The following is a 20,392-nucleotide window of genomic DNA, read 5'->3' as shown; positions in this document are numbered from 1 at the left end:
CCGCTGCGATCAGCCCAATGCCCACCCTGCTTGCCGACTGGCGCCACCCCCTGCTGCACCGCCGCGTCTGGGCGCTGGCCGCGCCGATGATCCTGTCCAATCTCAGCGTACCGCTGGTGACCCTGGTCGATAGCGCCATCGCCGGCCACCTGCCGGAAGCCCGCCAGCTCGCCGCGGTGGCCATGGGCGGCGCCTTCTATACCGCGCTGCTCGGCATCCTCGGGTTTCTGCGCATGGGCACCACCGGCTTCGCCGCCCAGGCCAGCGGGCGCTGCGACGGCGCCGCCCTGCGCCAGATCCTCTTGCAAGCCGGCCTGCTGGGGCTGGGCCTGTCGCTGGTCCTGCTGCTGGCGGCCAGCCTGGCGCTCGATCCCCTGCTCGCCTGGCTCGGCCTGGACCCCGCCTTCGCCGAACTGGCCGCGCGCTTCCTGCACCTGCGGCTGCTCGGCCTACCCGCGGCGCTGCTCAGCTACGCCGTGATCGGCTGGCTGCTCGGTACCCAGGATGCACGCACGCCGCTGGTGCTGCTGCTCACCACCAATGCCCTAAATCTGCTGCTGGTGACCGGCTTCGTGCTCGGCCTCGGCAGCGGGGTGCAGGGCATCGCCCTGGCCTCGGTCCTGGCGGAGTGGAGCGGCATGCTGCTCGGCCTCTGGCTGGTGGTGCGCCGCCTGCAGCGGTGGCCGGGCCGGATCGACCGCCAGGCCCTGCAGCGCCTCGTCAGCTGGCGCCCCCTGCTGGCGGTCAATCGCGACATCTTCATCCGCTCCCTGGCACTGCAGGCGGTGTTCCTGCTCTTCGCTGCCCAGGGCGCCCAGCTGGGCGAGACCACCGTCGCGGTCAACGCCCTGCTGCTCAACGGCCTGCTGGTCACCGCCTTCGCCCTCGACGGCCTCGCCCATGCGGTGGAAGCCCTGGCCGGCCATGCCCTGGGCGCGCACGAAGGCGCCACCCTGCGCCGGGTGCTGGTGATTGCCGGCGGCTGGTCGCTGCTGGCCAGCCTCGGCTTCGCCCTGGCCTTCGCCCTCTGTGGCGACCTCTTCGTCGCCCTGCAGAGCGACATCGCCGCGGTGCGCCAGGAGGCCCATGCCTATCTGCCCTATCTCGCTGTGCTGCCCTTGATCGCCATGGCCAGCTATCTACTGGACGGCCTCTTCATCGGCGCCACTCGCGCCCGGGAGATGCGCAATGCCATGCTGCTGGCCCTGCTCCTGGCCCTGCCACTCGGCTGGCTGCTGCGCGGCTGGGGCAATCACGGTCTGTGGCTGGCCTTTCTCACCTTCATGGCCCTGCGCGGACTGATTTCCGCCCTCCTCGCCTGGCGCCTGGCCCGGCGCGAGGGTTGGCTCACCGATGGCGTCAACGCCTGATCCTGCGGAACCGCCGGCCAGGCGCCCCCCTCAAAGTCGGACACCCCCTGCCGAGAGCGCTGCCATGAGCGAAGACACCCGAGACCAGGAACCCCAGGACACCCCCGCCGAAGGCGACGACGTACCCGAGCACCAGAAGCCGGAGAACCTGGAAAAGCTCAAGGACTACGGCAAGGACCAGATTCCGCCCGGCATCGCCTGACGCCAACCCTGAACCCCTCGACAAAAGCCGTCGACAGCGGTGGCAAAGCCCCGGCGGAGCTTCTAGCATCCGTCGGGTTGAGTGGGCCCCAGGGCCTTCGTGAAGGGAATCCAGATCACCATGACCGTCAGGTCCTACCTGTCGCCTCTCCTTGCGCCCCTGTTGGCGCTGCTGGTGCTGTTCCCGGCGTGGGCCCAGGCCGTGGATGGCTATGCGGGCATCGCCTTCGGCACCGACCAGAAAACCTTTCTGGCGAAAAAGCTCTGTACCTTCCAGCCGCGCAAGATCGACGTAGTTGGCGTCGAGTATTTCGAATGCAATGACCTTGCCTTCGCTGGCGAAAAGGTCGAGGCGGGCGCCTTCTTCATCGAGGGCCGCTTCCTGCGCCTGTCGATCGTCACGCCCCTGGCCCAGTCCTTTCTGATCGCCGAAGGACTCACTCAAAAGTATGGCAAACCCTCCTCCCAGTCGTCGGCCGCCGCCTTCGAGCGCCTGAACCAGGCCGACGACGCCCAGGCCTATCTGGCCTTCGATCACGACACCGTGGTCTACAAGTTCAGCGCCCAGGCGGCACGCAGGAAACAGGTCCTGCTGATCTATACCTCGCCGCGCTACGAGCCCCTGCTCAAGGAGAAGCAGCTGCAGTTCGTCAAAGATTCCCTCTAAACATCCGGTTACAGTTCGTCGGACAATTGCCTACCGAGCGGTGAAAGTGTCGCCCCGTTCACGCCTGTTCGGAAACAAGCCATGAACAATGGCAGATAGCCATGGTCAGAACGCGGGCAAGGAGCCCCATCCTGTCACCGGCTACTTACGGACGTCGTTCCTTCGGGAGTCCTACCATGACCGAACCTGTCGCGATGCGCGCCCCGGCGTCGCAACGCTCACGCTTTCGTTTGCCCCAGCGCTTGGCTCCAGCTGCACAGGTTCTCTTCTGAAAAGGATCATTCAATGAACACTCGCAATCTCTGGGTCGACTATGCCAAGGCCATTGGCATCGTGCTGGTCGTCTATGGCCATGTCGTGCGTGGCCTGCTCAACGCGGGCATCCTCCAGGACGCCCAATTCCACGGCCTGGTGGACAGCGTCATCTACAGCTTCCACATGCCGCTGTTCTTCTTCCTCTCCGGCCTCTTCTTCTACAGCTCCTTCGTCAAGCGCGGTACCGGCGGCCTGCTGGTGAACAAGATCGACACCATCGTCTATCCCTTCCTGGTCTGGTCACTGCTGCAGGGTTCGGTCGAGGCGCTGATGTCGCGCTACACCAACGGCGGCGTGAGCTTCAGCGAAGTCCTGACGGTCTGGGAGCCACGCCAGCAGTTCTGGTTCCTCTATGCGCTGTTCCTGGTGTTCTGCCTGGCCATGCTCGCCTATCGCTGGGCCAAGCCGCTGGCCTTCTTTGCCGTGTTCGCCTTTGGCGCCCTCGTCTATCTGTTCCAGAACGCCGGCCCGGAAGACTTCTTCTTTACCTTCACCGCGCAGAACTTCGTGTTTTTCGCCTTCGGTGTCTGGTTCAACAACTTCAAGCAGGCCATCGAAGAACAGGCCGGCCGGGTGATGCTGGGCTCGGGTCTGCTGTTCGTGGTGCTCGAGTACTGGTTCCACGGCCTGCTGGGCCTGGTCTACACCGATCGCGGCCTGGCCACCCTGGTACTGGCGCTGAACGGCATCGTCTTCGTCAGCGCCACCTGCATGGTATTGGCGCAGCGGCCGCTGCAGTGGGTGCTGACCTTGGGTGCGCTGTCCATGCCCATCTATGTGATGCACGTACTGAGCGGCAGCGGCGCCCGCATCGTCCTAAGCAAGGGCCTGCACATCAACGACGGTCTGCTGCACATCGTCGCCGGCTGCGCCTTCGGCATCCTGGTGCCGGTGGCCATCGCCAAGCTGCTGGAAGCCCGCGGCATCAACGGTCTGTTCGAGGCGCCGGCGTGGATCTCCGCCCGGCGGTGGCTTCGGCCCAAAGCTGAAACGCCCCGCCCCGCCCTCTGAGTGACGGCCACGGCCAGGGCGCTTCGCCCTGGCCTGATCTGAAGGCTCCGCTCTCGTCCCAGTGAAGCCCCAACAAAAAGCCCGCTACCAGTCACCTGGTAGCGGGCTTTTTGTTGGCTGAAGCCCTGGGCCTCAGCCGCTAACGCGGATCACTGGCTGGCCAGCACCTGGCCGTTCTTCACTTCCAGCTGCTTGCCTGGCTCATGATCCATGCGGACCTGGCCGAGCTTGCCGTCCAGCAGGTATTTGACGTCATAGCCGACCACCTTGTCGCTGCTGTCGGTAACCGTGCTGCAGCGGGTCTGGGTGGTGGTGTAGGTGTCGCGGTTCTGCATGTATTCCTGACCCTTGTTGCCGGCATAACCACCGCCAACGGCGCCAGCGATGGTGGCCAGGGTCTTGCCGCTGCCGTTACCAACCTGGTTGCCCAGCAGACCGCCGACGACCGCGCCTACGGCGGTACCGGCGATCTGGTGCTGGTCCTGAACCGGCCGGCGGTGCGTCACCGCGACCTCCTTGCAGACCTCGCGCGGGGTCTTGACCGTTTCCTTGACCGGCTGGACGGCAACGACCTCGGCGTACTGAGGCCCGCGGTCGACGAAGCTGTACGCCACGGCGCCACCTGCGGTGGCGACGATGGCTCCCAGAACCGTACCTACGAGCATAGACTTGTTCACTACAACCTCCTGACTACTGTCATAGCGGGCACATGGCCCTTTGCCATGCCTGGGACATCAGGGGCGGTCGTCTAGTTCCTTGGCTTGCGGAGGAATTAAGTCTTCACTCTTCAGGTCCAGCCAGATCAGCACCACGTTGGCGATATAGATCGACGAGTAGGTACCGGCCAGCACACCGATGAACAATGCCAGGGAGAAGCCGAACAGGTTGTCACCGCCAAAGAACAGCAGCGCCGCCACGGCCAGCAGGGTCGAGATCGAGGTCGCCAGGGTCCGCAGCAGGGTCTGGGTGGTCGAGACGTTGATGTTCTCGATCAGGTCGGCCTTGCGCAGCACCCGGAAGTTTTCCCGGACCCGGTCGAACACCACGATGGTGTCGTTGAGCGAGTAGCCGATGATGGCCAGGACCGCCGCCAGCACCGTCAGATCGAAGGTGATCTGGAAGAACGACAACAGACCCAGGGTCACCACCACGTCGTGAATCAATGACAGGATGGCGCCCACCGCGAACTTCCACTGGAAGCGGAAGGCCACGTAGACCAGCACGCTACCCAAGGCCAGCAGCATGCCCAGGCCACCCTGGTCACGCAATTCCTCGCCCACCTGCGGACCGACGAATTCGGTACGGGTCAGGGAAAAGCGTTCGGTGCTCGCCTGTTGCAGCGCGGTGGTCACCTGCTGACCCAGCTGGGGATTGTCACCCGGCATCCGTACCAGCACGTCGGTGGTGGCGCCGAAACTCTGCACCACAGCCTCTTCGAAACCGGCACCGACCAGCTCCTGGCGAATCTTGCCGAGGTCGGCCGGCTGCTCGTAGCGCAGCTCGATCAGGGTACCGCCGGTGAAATCCAGGCCGAAGTTCAGCCCTTTGTAGAACCAGCTGACCAGTGCCAGGACGGTCAGGAGGGCGGTGATGGCGAACGCGATATTGCGGACGCCCATGAAGTTGATGGTCTTTTTCATCGCCGCGTCCTCAAATCCACAGCTTCTTGACGTTCCGGCCGCCATAAATCAGGTTGACCATGGCACGGGTCACGAAGATGGCGGTGAACAGGGAGGTGAAGATACCCAGCGACATGGTCACGGCGAAGCCCTTGACCGGCCCGGTGCCCATGGCGAACAGGATGGCGCCCACCAGCAGGGTCGTCAGGTTGGAGTCGACGATCGCCGTGAAGGCACGACTGAAGCCTTCATGGATGGCGCGCTGGACCGGCATGCCGTTGGCGATCTCTTCACGGATCCGCGAGAAGATCAGCACGTTGGCGTCCACCGCCTGGCCCATGGTCAAGACGATACCGGCGATACCCGGCAAGGTCAGGGTGGCATGCAGGATGGACATCAAGGCCATCAGCAGCACCATGTTGAAGCCCAGGGCGATGGTCGCCAGCACCCCGAAGAAGCGGTAAATGGCGATCAGGAACAGCGAGACGAAGACCATGCCCCACAGCGAGGCATCGATGCCCTTGGCGATGTTGTCGGCGCCCAGGCTTGGGCCGAGGGTGCGTTCTTCGGCGAAGTACATGGGCGCGGCCAGGCCGCCGGCGCGCAGCAGCAGCGCCAGTTCCGACGCCTCGCCCGAGCCGTTCAGGCCAGTGATGCGGAAGCTGTTGCCCAGAGCCGACTGAATGGTCGCCAGGCTGATGATGCGCCGCTCTTCTTCGAAGCCGGGCACCGCCACTTCCTTCTGCACGCCATCGACGGTCTGGGTGGTGTAGCGAGTGACCGGACGCTGCTCGATGAACACCACGGCCATGCTGCGGCCGACGTTGCTCCGGGTAGCGCGGTTGATCAGATCGCCACCATGGCCATCCAGGCGGATGTTGACCTGGGGCCGGCCGTTCTCGTCGAAGCTGGCCGAGGCGTCGGTGACCTGGTCACCGGTGATGATGACGTTACGTTCCAGGGGTACCGCGGGACGACCGGGCTCGCGGAACTCGAAGCTCTCGGTGGAGGCACGCGGCGTGTCCGCGGTGGCGGCCAGGCGGAATTCCAGGTTGGCGGTCTTACCGAGGATGCGCTTGGCTTCGGCGGTGTCCTGCACGCCCGGCAGCTCGACCACGATGCGGTCGGCGCCCTGGCGCTGTACCAGCGGCTCGGCCACGCCCAGTTCGTTGACCCGGTTGCGCACCGTGGTCAGGTTCTGGGTGACGGCATAGTTGCGGATCTCGCGCAGCTTGGCCTCGGTCAGCTGCAGGCGCAGCACCTGCAGGTCGCCCCGGGTGTCGGTGGTCAGCTCGAAATCGGTGTAGTTCTTGCGGATCAGGCCCTGGGCCTGCTGCAGGTCGGCGGCATCGGTGAAGCCGAGCTGCAGGGCGCCGTTCTGCTCGGGCATGCTGCGATAGCGCACCTTCTCGCGGCGCAGCAGGGTCTTGACCTCGTTGTCATAGACCTTCAGGCGCGCGTCCACGGCCTTGTCCATGTCCACCGCCAGCAGGAAATGCACCCCACCGGAGAGGTCCAGGCCCAGTTTCATGGGGCTGGCGCCAAGCTTGCGCAACCACTGCGGGGTGGTGGGCGCCAGGTTCAGCGCCACCACGAAGTCGTCGCCGAGGGTACGACGGACCACTTCCTGGGCCGGCAGCTGATCATCGGCGCGCATCAGGCGGATCAGCACCCGGCTGCCGTTCGCATTGAGATCACTGGACTTCACGGCCAGATGAGCCTCGGCCAGGGCGGCGTTCACACGCTGCACCTCGGCCGGCGTCACCGTACGTTCGGTGCTGGAAGCGCTGACCTGCACGGCCGGATCGTCGGGGTACAGATTAGGAACCGAATAGATGGCGCCCACGACCAGTACGGCCAGGATCAGCAGGTACTTCCAGAGGGGATATTTGTTGAGCATGACACCGCCCGAGATAAAGGCGGGGCGCCTTGCGCGCCCCGGTGTTAGCTAGATTTAGGAAGGCTCAGAGGGCCTTCAGGGTGCCCTTCGGCAGGGTCGCGGCAATGGCGCCCTTCTGGAATTTCAGCTCGACGTTGTCGGACACTTCCAGCACCACGAACTCATCGGTGACCTTGTTGATGCGGCCGGCGATGCCACCGGTGGTCACCACTTCGTCACCCTTCTGCAGGCCGCCGATCAGGTTCTTGTGATCCTTGGTGCGCTTGGCCTGGGGACGCCAAATCAGGAAATAGAAGATCACCACGAAGCCGATCAGGAAGATGAACTGAATGTATTCACCTCCTGGTGCAGCGTTGGCGGCCGGCGCGGCAGCTTCCTGGGCCTGGGCCGTGGAAATCAGAAAACTCATTGCACTACTCCTTGCAGAGTTGGATGACGGAAAAAGAAGAGATGCCGGGGGTCGCTCGCAGCCGGTCCGACCGCTTCAGGACCCCATTCGCGAAGCCGGCGAACGACGCGCAAACGCCGTTTCGCCTTGACGATCGGACAGGGGCTTTCAGCTGTCGAGCGGCGGCGTAGGCAGGCCGCGCCGAGCATAGAAGGCGTCCACAAAGTCGGCCAATTTACCCTCTTGGATAGCCTGGCGCAAACCGGCCATCACCCGCTGGTAGTACCGCAGGTTGTGGATCGTATTCAGCATACTCCCCAGCATTTCCCCGCATTTATCCAGATGGTGCAGATAGGCACGGGAGAAATGTTTGCAGGTGTAACAGTCGCAGGCGGGATCCAGCGACGTCTCGTCGTGACGGTGCACGGCGTTGCGCAGCTTGAGCACACCGGTGTCGATGAACAGATGGCCGTTGCGCGCGTTGCGGGTAGGCATCACGCAGTCGAACATGTCGACGCCACGGCGCACGCCCTCCACCAGGTCTTCCGGCTTGCCCACGCCCATCAGGTAGCGCGGCTTGTCCGCCGGCAGGTGCGGCGGCAGGAAGTCCAGCACGCGAATCATCTCTTCCTTGGGCTCGCCTACCGACAGGCCGCCGATGGCGTAGCCGTCGAAGCCGATCTGCTCCAGCCCGTCCAGGGATCTCAGGCGCAACTCTTCGTGCATGCCGCCCTGGACGATGCCGAACAGCGCCGAGGGGTTGTCGCCGTGGGCTTCGCGGGAGCGCTTGGCCCAGCGCAGCGACAGCTCCATGGAGCGGCGCGCGGTGTCGAAGTCCGCCGGATAGGGGGTGCACTCGTCGAAGATCATCACGATGTCCGAGCCCAGGGCGCGCTGCACGGCCATGGATTCCTCGGGCCCCATGAACACCTTGGCGCCGTCCACCGGCGAAGCGAAGTAGACGCCCTCCTCCTTGATCTTGCGCAGCGCGCCCAGGCTGAACACCTGGAAGCCGCCGGAATCGGTGAGGATCGGCCCCTGCCACTGCATGAAATCGTGCAGGTCGCCGTGGCGCTGGATCACCTCGGTCCCGGGCCGCAGCCAGAGATGGAAGGTGTTGCCGAGGATGATCTGGGCACCGATGTCGGCGACGCTGTCGGGAAACATGCCCTTGACCGTGCCATAGGTACCGACCGGCATGAAGGCCGGGGTCTCGACCACGCCACGGGGAAAGGTCAGGCGACCGCGACGGGCCTTGCCTTCGGTGGCCAGCAATTCGAATTTCATGAAACTCATATCAGCTCTCCGGGCCCTGGGCCCCGGGATTGCGGGTGATGAACATGGCGTCGCCATAACTGAAGAAGCGATAGCCCTCGGCCACGGCCGTCGCATAGGCGGCCATGGTCTCGCGGTAACCGGCAAAGGCCGACACCAGCATCAGCAGGGTCGATTCGGGCAGGTGGAAGTTGGTCACCAGCGCATCGACGACATGGAAGGGGCGACCGGGATAGAGAAAGATGTCCGTCTCGCCGGAGAAGGCCTTGAGCTGGCCATCGCGAGAGGCGCTTTCCAGCGAACGCACGCTGGTGGTGCCGACGGCGATCACCCGACCGCCACGAGCACGGCAGGCGGCCACGGCGTCCACCACGGCCTGGTCGACCTGCAGCCACTCGCGGTGCATGTGGTGGTCTTCGATGCGCTCGACCCGCACCGGCTGGAAGGTGCCGGCGCCGACGTGCAGGGTGACGAAGGCGGTCGCCACGCCCTTGGCGCGGATGGCGTCCAGCAGCGGCTCGTCGAAGTGCAGTCCGGCGGTGGGCGCGGCCACGGCGCCGGCATTGCGCGCATAGACGGTCTGGTAGCGCTCGCGATCCTCGGCCTCGTCGGGCCGGTCGATATAGGGCGGCAGCGGCATGTGCCCGACCCGCTCCAGCAGCGGCAGCACGGGCTCGGCGAATTTCAACTCGAACAGCGCCTCGTGACGCGCCACCATCTCGGCCTCGGCGCCGCCGTCGATGAGGATGCGGCTGCCCGGCTTGGGCGACTTGCTGGAACGCACATGGGCCAGCACCCGCTCCTCGTCCAGCACCCGCTCCACCAGGATCTCCAGCTTGCCGCCACTGGCCTTCTGGCCAAACAGCCGCGCGGGTATCACCCGGGTGTCGTTGAACACCATCAGGTCGCCCGGCTGCAGATAGCCCAGCAGATCGCCGAAGTGGCGATGATTCAGCTCACCGGTGGGACCGTCGAGCACCAGCAATCGACTGCCGCGGCGCTCGGCCAGCGGATGACGGGCGATGAGGGATTCGGGAAGGTCGAAATGGAAGTCGGCGACGTGCATGGCAGGTAGATCTCGAAAGGCCGCACAGCTTACCGGAAGCGGCCTTTTTCACCAACGCACTTTGGATTGACCGGACCTGCGACCATCCCTATACTCCGCCGCCATTGCCCCGGTGGCGGAACCGGTAGACGCGGCGGATTCAAAATCCGTTTCCGAAAGGAGTGGGAGTTCGAGTCTCCCCCGGGGCACCAAGCAGCATCTTCCAGGCATCCCTTGCGATTCTTGGAAGCCGAAAAAACCGCCCTTGAGGCGGTTTTTTTGTGCCTGTAACTTCCGCTTGCGAATATCAGTCGGACCAACAAGCCGTTCCGCCCTACCCAGCGTGCAGACAGACAGAAAGGCCCGTTCAAGACGGGCCTTTTTTCAGTTCACTCGAATCAGCTTCAATCGCTGGTCGACTGGCACCTGATCGATGGTCAGCATCGTCAGGTCCTGCCCGGAGGTCTTGGCCATGACAGGTGCGCCCAGATCACCGCTCGAAGAGTCCGGCAGTTTGTACATGGCACCCGTCAGCGGATCGACGATCAGCATGCCGATCAGCCCGCCGAACAGGATATTGCCCCAATACCAGCCGCTCATGCTGCTGCTGAGCTGGGTCGTGGTGTCAGCGTAGCCGTCCTTGTGGAAGGTAACGGTATAGGCTTCACCCTTGAAGTAGCCACTGCCCGACTTGAGTGTCACGGTTCCGGGCGTGGTGCCAGTATGAACAACCTCACCCGAACGGTTCTTGATGGTGAAGCTGGCCCCAACGGGCGTGCTTTTCACAGCGACGGGATACTGGCTATTACCGACGATGCTCGCGCAGCCACTCAGGGTGAGAAGACAGGCGGCGGACAAAACAGAGATGGTGGTACGAAAGGCTTTCATGCTGACTCCCTTGGCAGACTTCCAGTGCCTTCATTGGCAAACTGCGTTGCACAGCGGGCAGCATTTTACCTTATGAGAATTACGTCACAATCCTCCGACTATATCCGTACGACCGTCTGTCGTCTCAACAGGCGATAACGACAGACCCGATGAGCTTGCTAGAGCCCCTTCTACAATGAGCAGCCGGTGATGCCTCGCCGCCTTCAAAAGGTACAGCTCAGGTACTATCAAAACGTGACTCCAAAATTTTGGAAGCCTAGCGTCCATTCCCTGAACCTACGAAAGTACGTACGTTGAAAACTCTGCTTCTGGGCCTCGCCCTGCTACTAGCCGGCTGCAACCACTACAGCTATGCCGACCCCGTGTGCGAGCCCAGCCCTCTGAGTGGCGAGGACTGCAAGAAGTCTCAACCGGTTGGCAACTACCTGGTGGACAAGTATCGGGAATGGCAACGTTACCAGTAGGCTGCCGTTTGCCTGAGATTTGCCGAGATCAGACCATGCACCGCTCCCCTGCCCTGTTACTCGCCCTGCTGCTGCCCCTGGGCGGCTGCGCCGTGCAGCAACCAGCCAATCCAGCTGACGCAGGTACTGAGCTGAGCCGTTCGCCCAGCTGGACCCTGCAGGCCCGGTTGCACAGCGCGCTCTATGGCTGCGAATTGCTGGTGTTGCATGGCAACAACGCTCGCCTAGCAGGCGAGCAGGAGCGCCTGGCGGACTTTCGTCAGCGGCTGAGCCGCTGTCAGGCTGAGGCTGATGCTCAGGAGGAGAAGGCTACCGGTGAGTTGCCAGCGGGCCAGGATCGGCTGCTGCGCAATGCGCAGAAGGCCTATCTGGCCGCCTGGCAGACCTATCTGGCGACGCTGACCATCGATCATCCAGCCGACCTGCAGCGCAAACAGTCATATCTCAAGGCGCGATCGATGTTGCTGGACGTGGCGACGAAAGAAGCGGGTACTGGTCCCTAGCCTGGAGGACGACCGCTGAGCCAGCTGACAATCGGCAGCTGAATCCGCAGGGCAAAGCGTGCAATAGTAAGACTTCGATATGGACGCGAGATCTTGCACATGGAAACGCTCTCCCCCCTTTCCCAGGTGGCGGTCAAGGACCTGGAAACAGCCCAGCCTCCGACCCGCCTCTCCCCCGACTTCATCGAGCGCTTGCTTTCACGTTGCGAGACGCGCATGGGCGAGATGGAAGACTTTGCCGACATGAGTCCGGATCTGCGACTGATCCACATGCAGAACGTCGATCTGCTGGTGCGGACCGTGGTGGGCGAATGCCGTGATCGCGACCAGATCCGTCGCGTGCAACGGATCCTGAGCTTCTGCGAGGAGCACGCCGGCTGGCTGCAGCTGCAGCCAGTGGCGCGCAAGGGCGCCGCCTGAGCGACGCCGCCGACGGGCCCTAGCCGGCCCGTCGCAGCAGCAGCACCCCGGCCACGGCGCAGAGCAGCGCCGGTGCCAGTACGGCCAGCAGCGGCGAAAAGCCGAATACCAGGCTGGACGGTCCCAGCAGGTCCTGGAAGATCCGCAGGGCGAAGCCGATGATCACGCCGGTGAAGATCCGCTGACCCAGGGTCACCGAGCGCAGCGGGCCGAAGATGAAGGAGATCGCCATCAGCACTAGGGCGGCGGTCACCAGCGGCTGGAAGATCTTCGACCAGAACGCCAGCCAGTAGCTCTTGTTGCTCAGGCCCTGATCGGCCAGGTAGTGGATGTACCACCACAGCCCGGAGATCGACAGCGCATCCGGTTCCATGATCACGGTGTCGAGCACCTGTGGGGTCAGCTCGACGTTCCAGATCACCTTGGGCTCCTGGCGGACGCTGGTCTGGCGATTGCCGAAGTCGGTGATGCTGACGTTTTCCAGCTCCCAGTGATCGCCGCGATAGATACCGCGCTGGGCGAAGCTGGATTGCAGCAGGTGGCGATTGTCGTCGAATTCGTAGCGGGTCACGCCCAGGAGCAGGCCGTTGGGTTGCACGGCGTTGACGTGGGTGTATTCGTGGCCCTGGCGATGCCAGAGGCCGTGCCGCGAGCTCTGCGCCTTGCCGGCGCTTTGCGCCAGGGCGCGACCGCTCTGGGCCAGGTTCTCCGACCAGGGCGCCACGTACTCGCCGACCAGGATGCCGGCGATGAGCAGCACGAACATCGGCTTCATCACTGCCCAGACGATGCGCCCCAGGGAAACGCCGGCGGCGCGCATCACGATCAGCTCGCTGCTGCTGGCCAGGGTGCCCAGGCCGATCAGGCAGCCGATGAGCGCAGCCATGGGCAGCATCTCGTAGGCCCGCCGCGGCGTGGTGAGCAGGACGAACTTGAGGGCCTCGGCGACGCCGTAGTTGTCATCGAAGTCGCCGAGCTGGTCGATGAAGGCGAACAGCAGGGCCAGACCGACGATCACGCCCAGCACCGCGAGGATGCTGACGAAGACGGTGCGACCTATGTACCAGTCGAGCTTGTTCATGCCGCTACCTCCGGCTTGCGACCGCGCAGACGCGCCGTGAGCGGTTCCCAGAAGGCCAGCAGCAGGCCCAGCACCAGGAACAGCAGGTGCACGCCCCACAGACCGATGGCCGGCGGCAGGCGGCCCTTGTCCAGGGCACCACGAGCGGCGATCAGCAGCGACAGGTAGGCCATGTACAGCAGGATCGCCGGCAGCAGCTTGAGGAAGCGGCCCTGGCGCGGATTGACCTTGGACAGGGGCACCGCGATGAGGGTCACTACGAATACCAGGATCGGCAGCGACAGCCGCCATTGCAGCTCGCCGCGATACTGTAGCTCGTTGCTGCGCATGAGTTCGCCGGTGGTGACGGCGTCACGCTCGCTGATGTCTTCGCTCACCTCCGGCTTGGGCAGCAGGACGCCATAGGTGTCGTACTGCACCGCACGGTAGTCGGCCTGGCCCGGCACGCCGTCGTAGCGGAAACCGTTCTGCAGGATCAGGTAGCGACTGCCATCGGGATGGATTTCCTGACGCCCGGTATCGGCTACCAGCACGCCTACGCCGCGGTCCTTGCCGCCCGCGGCGGAGGTGTTGCGCTCGGAAATGAAGACACCGCCCAGTTGGCTGCGATCCGCCGACAGGCGCTCGGTGTAGGTGACCCGCGAGTTGTCCCTCAAGGATTGGAAGCGTCCCGGCTCAAGGGTGTCGAACTCGGTCATGGCATCCTGCTGGTTGAGGATGCTGGTGACCTTCTGCACGCCCAGGGGCGCCAGCGACAGGCTCAGCCAGGCGACCACCAGGGCGACCACCGCCGCGGGGGCCATGCTGTAGGCCAGCAGGCGGCGCGGGCTCAGGCCGGTGGCGGTGAGCACGGTCATCTCGCTGTCCAGGTACAGCCGGCCGTAGGCCAGCAGGAAACCGAGGAACAGGCCCAGCGGCAGGATCAACTGCAGGAAGCCGGGAATCCGGTAGGCCATGATGAGCAGGAGCACGCCCGGATCCAGCAGGCCCTGGGCCGCCTGGGCCAGGTACTTGATGAAACGGCCGCTCATGATGATCACCAGCAGCACGGCACTGACCGCACCGAGGGTGGTGAGAACTTCTCGAGACAGATAGCGGAAGACGATCAAACAGGATTCTCCAGGGTTGTCAGGCTCTGGCGCGAACGCTCACACTAGCTCGGTTGCAAGGCTGGCGTCGCAAGGCCCACCCGTTGAAGGCCGATCGCCGGGAAAGGTCCTGGCGAAAGCCCCGCATTATATCCTGCGAACTCATGTGTTTGTCTTGGGGAGCTTCTCCTAATGGAATTCGTCGTCAAAAACGCTCGTCCGGAAACCCTGAAAACCGCCACGCTGGTCGTGGCCGTCGGTGAAGGCGGCGCGCTCGACGCAGCGGCCAGCGCCGTGGACGCTGCCACCTCCGGCGCCCTGAGCGCGGCGGTCAAGCGTGGTGACATCGCCGGCAAGGCCGGCCAGACCCTGCTGCTTACCAATCTTTCCGGTATCAAGGCCGAGCGCGTGCTGCTGGTGGGTAGCGGCGCTACCGAAGGCCTTTCCGACCGTCAGTACCGCAAGCTGGCCAGTGGCGCCCTGGGCGTGCTCAAGAGCCTGGGCGGCAGCGACGCCGCCATCGCCCTGGGCGATGTGCCGGTCAAGAATCGCGACGGCTATGCCCGCCTGCGCCTGCTGGCCGAGACCCTGGCCGATGGCGATTACGTCTTCGACCGCTTCAAGAGCAAGAAGGCCGAGCCGCGGCCGCTGAAGAAGCTGACCCTGGTCACCACCAAGGCCTCCCAGCCGGAGGCCGAGCGTGCCCTGGCCCACGCCCTGGCGATCACCCACGGCACCGCCTACGCCAAGGACTTCGGCAACCTGCCGCCAAACGTCTGCAATCCGGTCTATGTGGCCGATCAGGCCAAGGCCCTGGGCAAGCAGTTCAAGGACGCCGGCCTCTCCGTCGAGGTGCTCGACGAGAAGAAGATGCGCGAATTGGGCATGGGTTCCTTCCTCGCCGTGGCCCAGGGCAGCGCCCAGCCGCCGCGTCTGGTGGTGCTGCAATACAAGGGCGGGTCCAAGAATGCCCAGCCCTACACCCTGGTCGGCAAGGGCATCACCTTCGACACCGGCGGCATCAGCATCAAGCCCAGCGCCGGCATGGACGAGATGAAGTACGACATGTGCGGCGCTGCCAGCGTCCTGGGCACCTTCCGCGCCCTCATGGAGCTCAAGCCCGCGATCAACGTGGTGGGCCTGCTGGCCCTGGCCGAGAACATGCCCAGCGGTACCGCCACCCGTCCGGGTGACATCGTCACCAGCATGAGCGGCCAGACCATCGAGATCCTCAACACCGACGCCGAAGGCCGGCTGGTGCTGTGCGACACCCTCACCTATGCCGAACGCTTCCAGCCCAAGGCCGTGATCGACATCGCCACCCTGACTGGCGCCTGCATCACCGCACTGGGTTCGCTGGTCTCCGGCCTGATGGGCAACGACGATGCCCTGATCGACCAGGTCAAGCAGGCCGGCGATCGTGCCGACGACCGTGTCTGGCAACTGCCGCTGCACGAGGAGTACCAGGAGCAGCTGGACAGCCCCTTCGCCGACATGGCCAACATCGGCGGTCCCAAGGCGGGCACCATCACCGCGGGCTGCTTCCTGGCGCGCTATGCCAAGGCCTATCCCTGGGCCCACCTGGACGTGGCCGGCACCGCCTGGATCAGCGGCGGCAAGGACAAGGCCGCCACCGGTCGTCCGGTCCCGCTGCTGGTGCAGTATCTGCTCGACCGCAGCAACGAGGCCTAAGCCTCTGCCCAAGGCCGCGACGCCCCTACGTCGCGGCCTTGCCGTTTCCCTCTTCTCTGCGTGATCCTCCATGACCCGTGTCGACTTCTATGTCCTGCCCTCCACCGATCCCGCGGCGCGGCTGGCCTTCGCCTGCCGGCTGGTGGACAAGGCCTGGAAGCAGGGCATGCCGGTCTATGTGCATTGCGCCGACACCGAGCAGCGTCAGCGCCTGGACGAACAGCTGTGGGCCTTCCGCCCCGACAGCTTCATTCCCCACGACTTGGCGGAAACCGCCAGTGACAGTCCGGTGGTACTCGGCCTGACCACGCCCGCCGAGCAGACGGGCGAACTGCTGATCAACCTGACCCTGGCCCCACCGCCCTGCCATGCGGGTTTCGCCCGGATCGCCGAGGTGGTCGTCGAGGCCCCCGACGTGCGCCAGGCGATGCGCGAAGGTTTTCGCTTCTACCGCAAGCTTGGCTATGCTCTACAGGACCATCAGTTGTCGCGTGTCTGATATCCATGACCAGCACCAAGCCTCCCGCGCACGTCCTGCAAGACCTCGAAGCCATCCGCCAGGTGCTCGACAAGAGCCGTAACACGGTCCAGCCGAGCAGCGCCGACGGTATCCCCATCCTGTCCGATGTCATCGCCCCCAGCGCCGAGCGCCTCAAGGCCATTCCGCCACTGCTCGACCAGATCGTGCCGGAGTCCATCGAAGACGTGACGCCCAGCGCGCCGCGCGAAGACCTGGCCCACGTCCGCCTGCGCCAGGAGGCACCGGCCATCCTGCAGGAACTGCTCGACGAGCAGCTGCCGCGCCTGGAAGCCGAACTGCAGCGCCGCCTGGCACAACGCCTGGAAGAACTCCTGCAACGCTCCTGAGCCGACGGGCAAGGCGCCCTGCCGTCGGCGGGCTGGAGTCGCTATACTCGGAGGCTTTCCTCTTCCAGCGACAAAAGCCCCCTCCATGGACAAGACCTACCAGCCGCACGCCATCGAAACCTCCTGGTACCAGACCTGGGAACGCCAGGGCTACTTCGCGCCCCAGGGGTCGGGCGAGCCCTACACCATCATGATCCCGCCGCCGAACGTGACCGGCAGCCTGCACATGGGCCATGGCTTCAACAACGCCATCATGGATGCCCTGATCCGCTTCCGCCGCATGCAGGGTCGCAACACCCTCTGGCAGCCGGGCACCGACCACGCCGGCATCGCCACCCAGATGCTGGTGGAGCGCCGCATCGGTGCCGAGGGCCTGTCGCGCCATTACCTGGGCCGGGAAAAATTCCTGGAAAAGGTCTGGGAATGGAAGAACGAATCGGGTGGCAACATCAGCCGGCAGATCCGCCGTCTGGGCTCCTCGGTGGACTGGTCGCGCGAACGCTTCACCATGGACGACGGCCTCTCCGAGGCGGTCAAGGAAGCCTTCGTACGCCTGCACGAGGACGGCCTGATCTATCGCGGCAAGCGCCTGGTCAACTGGGACACCAAGCTGCACACCGCCATTTCCGACCTGGAAGTGGAAAGCCATGACGAGAAGGGCCACCTCTGGCACCTGCGCTATCCCCTGGCGGACGGCGCCCGCACCGCCGAGGGCATGGACCACCTGGTGGTCGCCACCACCCGCCCCGAGACCCTGCTGGGCGATGCCGCCGTGGCCGTGCATCCGGAAGATCCGCGCTACAAGGATCTGATCGGCCAGTACGTCGAACTGCCCCTGGTGGGCCGCCGCATCCCCATCGTCGGCGACGACTACTGCGACCCCGAATTCGGCACCGGCTGCGTCAAGATCACTCCGGCCCACGATTTCAACGACTATGAAGTCGGCAAGCGCCACAACCTGCCGCTGATCAACGTCTTCGATGCCGACGCGGCCATCCTGCCCGGTGCCCAGGTGTTCAACCTGGACGGCAGCGTCAACGGCATGTTCGACGCCACCCTGCCCGAGGCCTACGCCGGCCTGGACCGCTTCGAGGCGCGCAAGCGTATCGTCGCCGACCTGGACGCCGCCGGCCGCCTGGAGAAGATCGAGGACCACGCCCTCAAGGTGCCCAAGGGCGACCGTTCCGGCACCGTGATCGAGCCCTGGCTGACCGACCAGTGGTACGTCTCCACCAAGCCCCTGGCCGAGAAGGCCATCGGCGTGGTCGAGAGCGGCGAAGTGCAGTTCGTGCCCAAGCAGTACGAGAACATGTACTTCAGCTGGATGCGCGACATCCAGGACTGGTGCATCAGCCGCCAGCTCTGGTGGGGCCACCGCATTCCCGCCTGGTACGACCAGGCCGGCAACGTCTACGTCGGTCGCGACGAGGCCGAGGTACGCGCCAAGCACGACCTCGGTGACATCGCCCTGCGTCAGGACGACGACGTGCTGGACACCTGGTTCAGCTCAGGCCTGTGGACCTTCTCCACCCTGGGCTGGCCCGAGCAGACCGAGGCGCTGAAGACCTTCCACCCCACCGACGTGCTGGTGACCGGCTTCGACATCATCTTCTTCTGGGTCGCCCGGATGATCATGCTGTCCACCCACCTGACCGGGCAGATCCCGTTCAAGACCGTCTACGTCCATGGCCTGGTGCGCGATGGCCAGGGCCAGAAGATGTCCAAGTCCAAGGGCAACGTGCTCGATCCGCTGGACATCGTCGACGGCATCGATCTGGAGACCCTGCTGGAGAAGCGCACCAGCGGCCTGATGCAGCCCAAGCTGGCCGAGAAGATCGCCAAGCAGACCCGCGCTGAATTCCCGGACGGCATCGCCAGCTACGGCACCGATGCCCTGAGATTCACCTTCTGCTCCCTGGCCACCACCGGCCGCGACGTCAAGTTCGACATGGGTCGCGTCGAGGGCTATCGCAACTTCTGCAACAAACTGTGGAACGCGGCGAACTTCGTCATGGAGAACGTCGAAGGCCAGGACACCGGCGTCAATGACGAACCCGTGGAGCTCTCCTCGGTGGATCGCTGGATCATCTCCCAGCTGCAGCGCACCGAGGCCGAGGTGACCCGTCAGCTCGACGCCTTCCGCTTTGACCTGGCTACCCAGGCCCTCTACGAATTCGTCTGGGACGAGTACTGCGCCTGGTACCTGGAACTGGTCAAGCCGGTGCTGTGGGACGAGAACGCCTCCATCGAGCGTCAGCGTGGCACCCGCCGCACCCTGGCGCGGGTCCTGGAAGTGGTGCTGCGCCTGGCGCATCCCTTCATGCCCTTCATCACCGAGGAAATCTGGCAGCGCCTCAAGGCGCCGGCCGGTGTCCAGGGCGAGACCCTGATGCTGCAACCCTGGCCGGTGGCCAACGAGGCGCGCATCGATGCTGCCGCCGAAGGCGACATCGAGTGGGTCAAGGCGCTGATGCTGGGCGTGCGGCAGATCCGTGGCGAGATGAAAATCTCCATGGCCAAGCGCATCGACATCATCGTCGCCAACACCAGCGCCGAGGACCAGCGTCGCCTGGCCGACTTCGAGCCGCTGCTGAACAAGCTGGCCAAGCTGGAATCGGTCCGTGTCCTGGCCGCCGGCGAGGAAGCGCCGATGTCCGCCACCACCCTGGTGGGCGAGATGGAAGTGCTGGTGCCCATGGCCGGGCTGATCGACAAGGACGCGGAACTTACGCGCCTGGACAAGGAGATCGGCCGCCTGGAAGGCGAGGTCAAGCGCGTCGGCGGCAAGCTGGCTAATGAAGGCTTCGTCGCCAAGGCCCCGGCCGAGGTGCTGGAGAAGGAGCGCGCCAAACTGGCCGAAGCCGAGCAGGCCCTGGCCAAGATGGTGGAACAGCGGCAGCGCATCGCCACCCTCTGATGCCCCTGAAGCCCACCCTCGCGGTGGGCTTTTTCTTGACCGGAAGATTTTCATGGACGTAAGCAAGACCAAGACCAGCTTCTATCGCCGGCTCTATGTGGCCTGGCTGGTGGCCAGCGGCACCGCCACCAGCGTACCCGCGCTGATGGCCGCCACCGGCATGCCGCGGCGTACGGCCCAGGACACCCTGCTGGCCCTGGCCGATCTGGATATCGACTGCCAGTTCGTGCAGGGCGACGGCGCGCGCAACAACGCGGGCGGCTACGAGATCCGCGATTGGGGCGCGGTGGATCCACGCTGGGTGGAGCGTGAGCTTGCGCGGATCAAGACCGTTCTCGGCTATCCCTGACAGCTAGAAATCCAGCACCTGCACCACGTCGTAGGCCGGCGTTTCATAGGGATGCACCTCCTTTAGCGCCGCCACGGCCTGGCGGGCGACCTGCTCATCGCCCAGTACCAGCTCCACTCGCCATTCCGTTAGCTGTTCGAGACTGCCCTGCTCGCCCAGGTGCGGCTGGCTGCCCGCCAGTGGACGGAACTGACCGAGGCCCTGGACCTGCCAGCAGCAACTGTCATAGAGCCCGAGGCGGCCACCGCCGACAGCAAAGATCGCCTGCTTGACGGCATCGAGGTGCGAGTCGGGAACATAGAAACACAGCTTGAACATCGAGGACTCCGGAG

General features: G+C 64.7%; 22 protein-coding genes and 1 tRNA gene. 13 read left to right on the top strand and 10 right to left on the bottom strand.

Annotated elements, in window-relative coordinates:
- Window positions 1-17 precede the first annotated feature (17 nt).
- The 4 genes from APT59_RS05130 to APT59_RS05120 all read left to right on the top strand — a co-directional run bounded on the left by APT59_RS05130 (window position 18) and on the right by APT59_RS05120 (window position 3,564).
- Entirely contained in the window at window positions 18-1,370 is a 1,353-nt protein-coding gene (locus tag APT59_RS05130) for an MATE family efflux transporter (protein ID WP_059313867.1), read from the top strand.
- A 64-nt stretch (window positions 1,371-1,434) separates the two neighbouring features.
- Window positions 1,435-1,572, top strand: coding sequence for a hypothetical protein (locus APT59_RS22525; RefSeq protein ID WP_167348556.1), 138 nt, complete (start codon window positions 1,435-1,437; stop codon window positions 1,570-1,572).
- 120 nt (window positions 1,573-1,692) lie between these two features.
- Window positions 1,693-2,238 carry a hypothetical protein gene (locus APT59_RS05125; protein ID WP_059313866.1) on the top strand — a complete coding sequence of 182 codons (546 nt, stop codon included), beginning with the start codon at window positions 1,693-1,695 and terminating at the stop codon, window positions 2,236-2,238.
- A gap of 285 nt (window positions 2,239-2,523) precedes the next feature.
- Complete coding sequence (locus APT59_RS05120; RefSeq protein ID WP_059313865.1) at window positions 2,524-3,564, top strand: acyltransferase family protein; 1,041 nt, start codon at window positions 2,524-2,526, stop codon at window positions 3,562-3,564.
- A 149-nt stretch (window positions 3,565-3,713) separates the two neighbouring features.
- On the opposite strand, the gene APT59_RS05115 is transcribed toward APT59_RS05120, so the two are convergent.
- From APT59_RS05115 to queA, 6 genes are all read right to left on the bottom strand, one after another.
- Window positions 3,714-4,241: a glycine zipper 2TM domain-containing protein gene (locus APT59_RS05115; RefSeq protein WP_059313864.1), complete on the bottom strand. Its 528-nt coding sequence runs from the start codon at window positions 4,239-4,241 to the stop codon at window positions 3,714-3,716.
- A 57-nt stretch (window positions 4,242-4,298) separates the two neighbouring features.
- Window positions 4,299-5,204: a protein translocase subunit SecF gene (secF, locus tag APT59_RS05110; protein ID WP_059313863.1), complete on the bottom strand. Its 906-nt coding sequence runs from the start codon at window positions 5,202-5,204 to the stop codon at window positions 4,299-4,301.
- 10 nt (window positions 5,205-5,214) lie between these two features.
- Window positions 5,215-7,083 (bottom strand): protein translocase subunit SecD, encoded by a 1,869-nt coding sequence (gene secD, locus APT59_RS05105; RefSeq protein WP_059313862.1) that lies wholly within the window; start codon window positions 7,081-7,083, stop codon window positions 5,215-5,217.
- Between the two features lie 64 nt (window positions 7,084-7,147).
- Entirely contained in the window at window positions 7,148-7,492 is a 345-nt protein-coding gene (gene yajC, locus APT59_RS05100; RefSeq protein ID WP_007162951.1) for a preprotein translocase subunit YajC, read from the bottom strand.
- 147 nt (window positions 7,493-7,639) lie between these two features.
- Window positions 7,640-8,758 carry a tRNA guanosine(34) transglycosylase Tgt gene (gene tgt, locus APT59_RS05095; protein ID WP_059316826.1) on the bottom strand — a complete coding sequence of 373 codons (1,119 nt, stop codon included), beginning with the start codon at window positions 8,756-8,758 and terminating at the stop codon, window positions 7,640-7,642.
- 10 nt (window positions 8,759-8,768) lie between these two features.
- Window positions 8,769-9,812 carry a tRNA preQ1(34) S-adenosylmethionine ribosyltransferase-isomerase QueA gene (queA, locus tag APT59_RS05090; RefSeq protein ID WP_059313861.1) on the bottom strand — a complete coding sequence of 348 codons (1,044 nt, stop codon included), beginning with the start codon at window positions 9,810-9,812 and terminating at the stop codon, window positions 8,769-8,771.
- Between the two features lie 106 nt (window positions 9,813-9,918).
- Here queA and APT59_RS05085 point away from each other — a divergent pair.
- Window positions 9,919-10,003, top strand: a tRNA-Leu gene (locus APT59_RS05085).
- Window positions 10,004-10,175: 172 nt separating this feature from the next.
- Here the strand turns inward: APT59_RS05085 and APT59_RS05080 are convergent.
- Entirely contained in the window at window positions 10,176-10,679 is a 504-nt protein-coding gene (locus APT59_RS05080; protein WP_059313860.1) for a hypothetical protein, read from the bottom strand.
- 293 nt (window positions 10,680-10,972) lie between these two features.
- On the opposite strand from APT59_RS05080, the gene APT59_RS22375 reads away from it, so the two are divergent.
- The 3 genes from APT59_RS22375 to APT59_RS05070 all read left to right on the top strand — a co-directional run bounded on the left by APT59_RS22375 (window position 10,973) and on the right by APT59_RS05070 (window position 12,066).
- Window positions 10,973-11,143 (top strand): hypothetical protein, encoded by a 171-nt coding sequence (locus tag APT59_RS22375; RefSeq protein ID WP_156428932.1) that lies wholly within the window; start codon window positions 10,973-10,975, stop codon window positions 11,141-11,143.
- Window positions 11,144-11,178: 35 nt separating this feature from the next.
- A complete protein-coding gene (locus APT59_RS05075) occupies window positions 11,179-11,646 on the top strand; it encodes a hypothetical protein (protein WP_059313859.1) in 468 nt (155 codons plus the stop codon).
- Window positions 11,647-11,745: 99 nt separating this feature from the next.
- Window positions 11,746-12,066 carry a hypothetical protein gene (locus tag APT59_RS05070; RefSeq protein ID WP_059313858.1) on the top strand — a complete coding sequence of 107 codons (321 nt, stop codon included), beginning with the start codon at window positions 11,746-11,748 and terminating at the stop codon, window positions 12,064-12,066.
- 19 nt (window positions 12,067-12,085) lie between these two features.
- Here APT59_RS05070 and lptG read toward each other — a convergent pair whose 3' ends face one another.
- A complete protein-coding gene (gene lptG, locus APT59_RS05065) occupies window positions 12,086-13,147 on the bottom strand; it encodes an LPS export ABC transporter permease LptG (RefSeq protein ID WP_059313857.1) in 1,062 nt (353 codons plus the stop codon).
- A complete protein-coding gene (gene lptF / locus APT59_RS05060; RefSeq protein ID WP_059313856.1) occupies window positions 13,144-14,256 on the bottom strand; it encodes an LPS export ABC transporter permease LptF in 1,113 nt (370 codons plus the stop codon). The genes lptG and lptF overlap by 4 nt, the downstream gene beginning before the upstream one ends.
- A gap of 171 nt (window positions 14,257-14,427) precedes the next feature.
- Between lptF and APT59_RS05055 the strand changes: the two genes are divergently transcribed.
- The 5 genes from APT59_RS05055 to APT59_RS05035 all read left to right on the top strand — a co-directional run bounded on the left by APT59_RS05055 (window position 14,428) and on the right by APT59_RS05035 (window position 20,060).
- The gene (locus tag APT59_RS05055; RefSeq protein ID WP_059313855.1) at window positions 14,428-15,927 is read left to right on the top strand and encodes a leucyl aminopeptidase; all 1,500 of its coding nucleotides are present in this window, start codon (window positions 14,428-14,430) and stop codon (window positions 15,925-15,927) included.
- A gap of 70 nt (window positions 15,928-15,997) precedes the next feature.
- The gene (locus APT59_RS05050; RefSeq protein ID WP_059313854.1) at window positions 15,998-16,426 is read left to right on the top strand and encodes a DNA polymerase III subunit chi; all 429 of its coding nucleotides are present in this window, start codon (window positions 15,998-16,000) and stop codon (window positions 16,424-16,426) included.
- Between the two features lie 5 nt (window positions 16,427-16,431).
- Window positions 16,432-16,794 carry a hypothetical protein gene (locus APT59_RS05045; protein ID WP_059313853.1) on the top strand — a complete coding sequence of 121 codons (363 nt, stop codon included), beginning with the start codon at window positions 16,432-16,434 and terminating at the stop codon, window positions 16,792-16,794.
- Between the two features lie 85 nt (window positions 16,795-16,879).
- On the top strand, window positions 16,880-19,711 hold the full coding sequence (locus APT59_RS05040) for a valine--tRNA ligase (protein WP_059313852.1): 2,832 nt from the start codon (window positions 16,880-16,882) through the stop codon (window positions 19,709-19,711).
- 52 nt (window positions 19,712-19,763) lie between these two features.
- Window positions 19,764-20,060: a winged helix-turn-helix domain-containing protein gene (locus tag APT59_RS05035; protein ID WP_059313851.1), complete on the top strand. Its 297-nt coding sequence runs from the start codon at window positions 19,764-19,766 to the stop codon at window positions 20,058-20,060.
- A gap of 3 nt (window positions 20,061-20,063) precedes the next feature.
- Here APT59_RS05035 and APT59_RS05030 read toward each other — a convergent pair whose 3' ends face one another.
- A complete protein-coding gene (locus APT59_RS05030) occupies window positions 20,064-20,378 on the bottom strand; it encodes a hypothetical protein (RefSeq protein WP_059313850.1) in 315 nt (104 codons plus the stop codon).
- Window positions 20,379-20,392: the final 14 nt, after the last annotated feature.

It is taken from the genome of Pseudomonas oryzihabitans (genome assembly GCF_001518815.1).
GTDB lineage: Bacteria > Pseudomonadota > Gammaproteobacteria > Pseudomonadales > Pseudomonadaceae > Chryseomonas > Chryseomonas oryzihabitans_E.
The sequence above is the reverse complement of the archived record's forward strand: the minus strand, read 5'-3'. Positions and strand labels throughout refer to the sequence as shown.

Bases quoted from the DNA above. Each gene is read 5' to 3' on its own strand.
- APT59_RS05130 (WP_059313867.1), top strand. From the start codon at position 18: ATGCCCACCCTGCTTGCCGACTGGCGCCACCCCCTGCTGCACCGCCGC.
- APT59_RS22525 (WP_167348556.1), top strand. From the start codon at position 1,435: ATGAGCGAAGACACCCGAGACCAGGAACCCCAGGACACCCCCGCCGAA.
- APT59_RS05125 (WP_059313866.1), top strand. From the start codon at position 1,693: ATGACCGTCAGGTCCTACCTGTCGCCTCTCCTTGCGCCCCTGTTGGCG.
- APT59_RS05120 (WP_059313865.1), top strand. From the start codon at position 2,524: ATGAACACTCGCAATCTCTGGGTCGACTATGCCAAGGCCATTGGCATC.
- secF (WP_059313863.1), bottom strand. From the start codon at position 5,204: ATGAAAAAGACCATCAACTTCATGGGCGTCCGCAATATCGCGTTCGCC.
- secD (WP_059313862.1), bottom strand. From the start codon at position 7,083: ATGCTCAACAAATATCCCCTCTGGAAGTACCTGCTGATCCTGGCCGTA.
- yajC (WP_007162951.1), bottom strand. From the start codon at position 7,492: ATGAGTTTTCTGATTTCCACGGCCCAGGCCCAGGAAGCTGCCGCGCCG.
- tgt (WP_059316826.1), bottom strand. From the start codon at position 8,758: ATGAAATTCGAATTGCTGGCCACCGAAGGCAAGGCCCGTCGCGGTCGC.
- queA (WP_059313861.1), bottom strand. From the start codon at position 9,812: ATGCACGTCGCCGACTTCCATTTCGACCTTCCCGAATCCCTCATCGCC.
- APT59_RS05080 (WP_059313860.1), bottom strand. From the start codon at position 10,679: ATGAAAGCCTTTCGTACCACCATCTCTGTTTTGTCCGCCGCCTGTCTT.
- APT59_RS05075 (WP_059313859.1), top strand. From the start codon at position 11,179: ATGCACCGCTCCCCTGCCCTGTTACTCGCCCTGCTGCTGCCCCTGGGC.
- APT59_RS05070 (WP_059313858.1), top strand. From the start codon at position 11,746: ATGGAAACGCTCTCCCCCCTTTCCCAGGTGGCGGTCAAGGACCTGGAA.
- lptG (WP_059313857.1), bottom strand. From the start codon at position 13,147: ATGAACAAGCTCGACTGGTACATAGGTCGCACCGTCTTCGTCAGCATC.
- APT59_RS05055 (WP_059313855.1), top strand. From the start codon at position 14,428: ATGGAATTCGTCGTCAAAAACGCTCGTCCGGAAACCCTGAAAACCGCC.
- APT59_RS05050 (WP_059313854.1), top strand. From the start codon at position 15,998: ATGACCCGTGTCGACTTCTATGTCCTGCCCTCCACCGATCCCGCGGCG.
- APT59_RS05045 (WP_059313853.1), top strand. From the start codon at position 16,432: ATGACCAGCACCAAGCCTCCCGCGCACGTCCTGCAAGACCTCGAAGCC.
- APT59_RS05040 (WP_059313852.1), top strand. From the start codon at position 16,880: ATGGACAAGACCTACCAGCCGCACGCCATCGAAACCTCCTGGTACCAG.
- APT59_RS05035 (WP_059313851.1), top strand. From the start codon at position 19,764: ATGGACGTAAGCAAGACCAAGACCAGCTTCTATCGCCGGCTCTATGTG.
- APT59_RS05030 (WP_059313850.1), bottom strand. From the start codon at position 20,378: ATGTTCAAGCTGTGTTTCTATGTTCCCGACTCGCACCTCGATGCCGTC.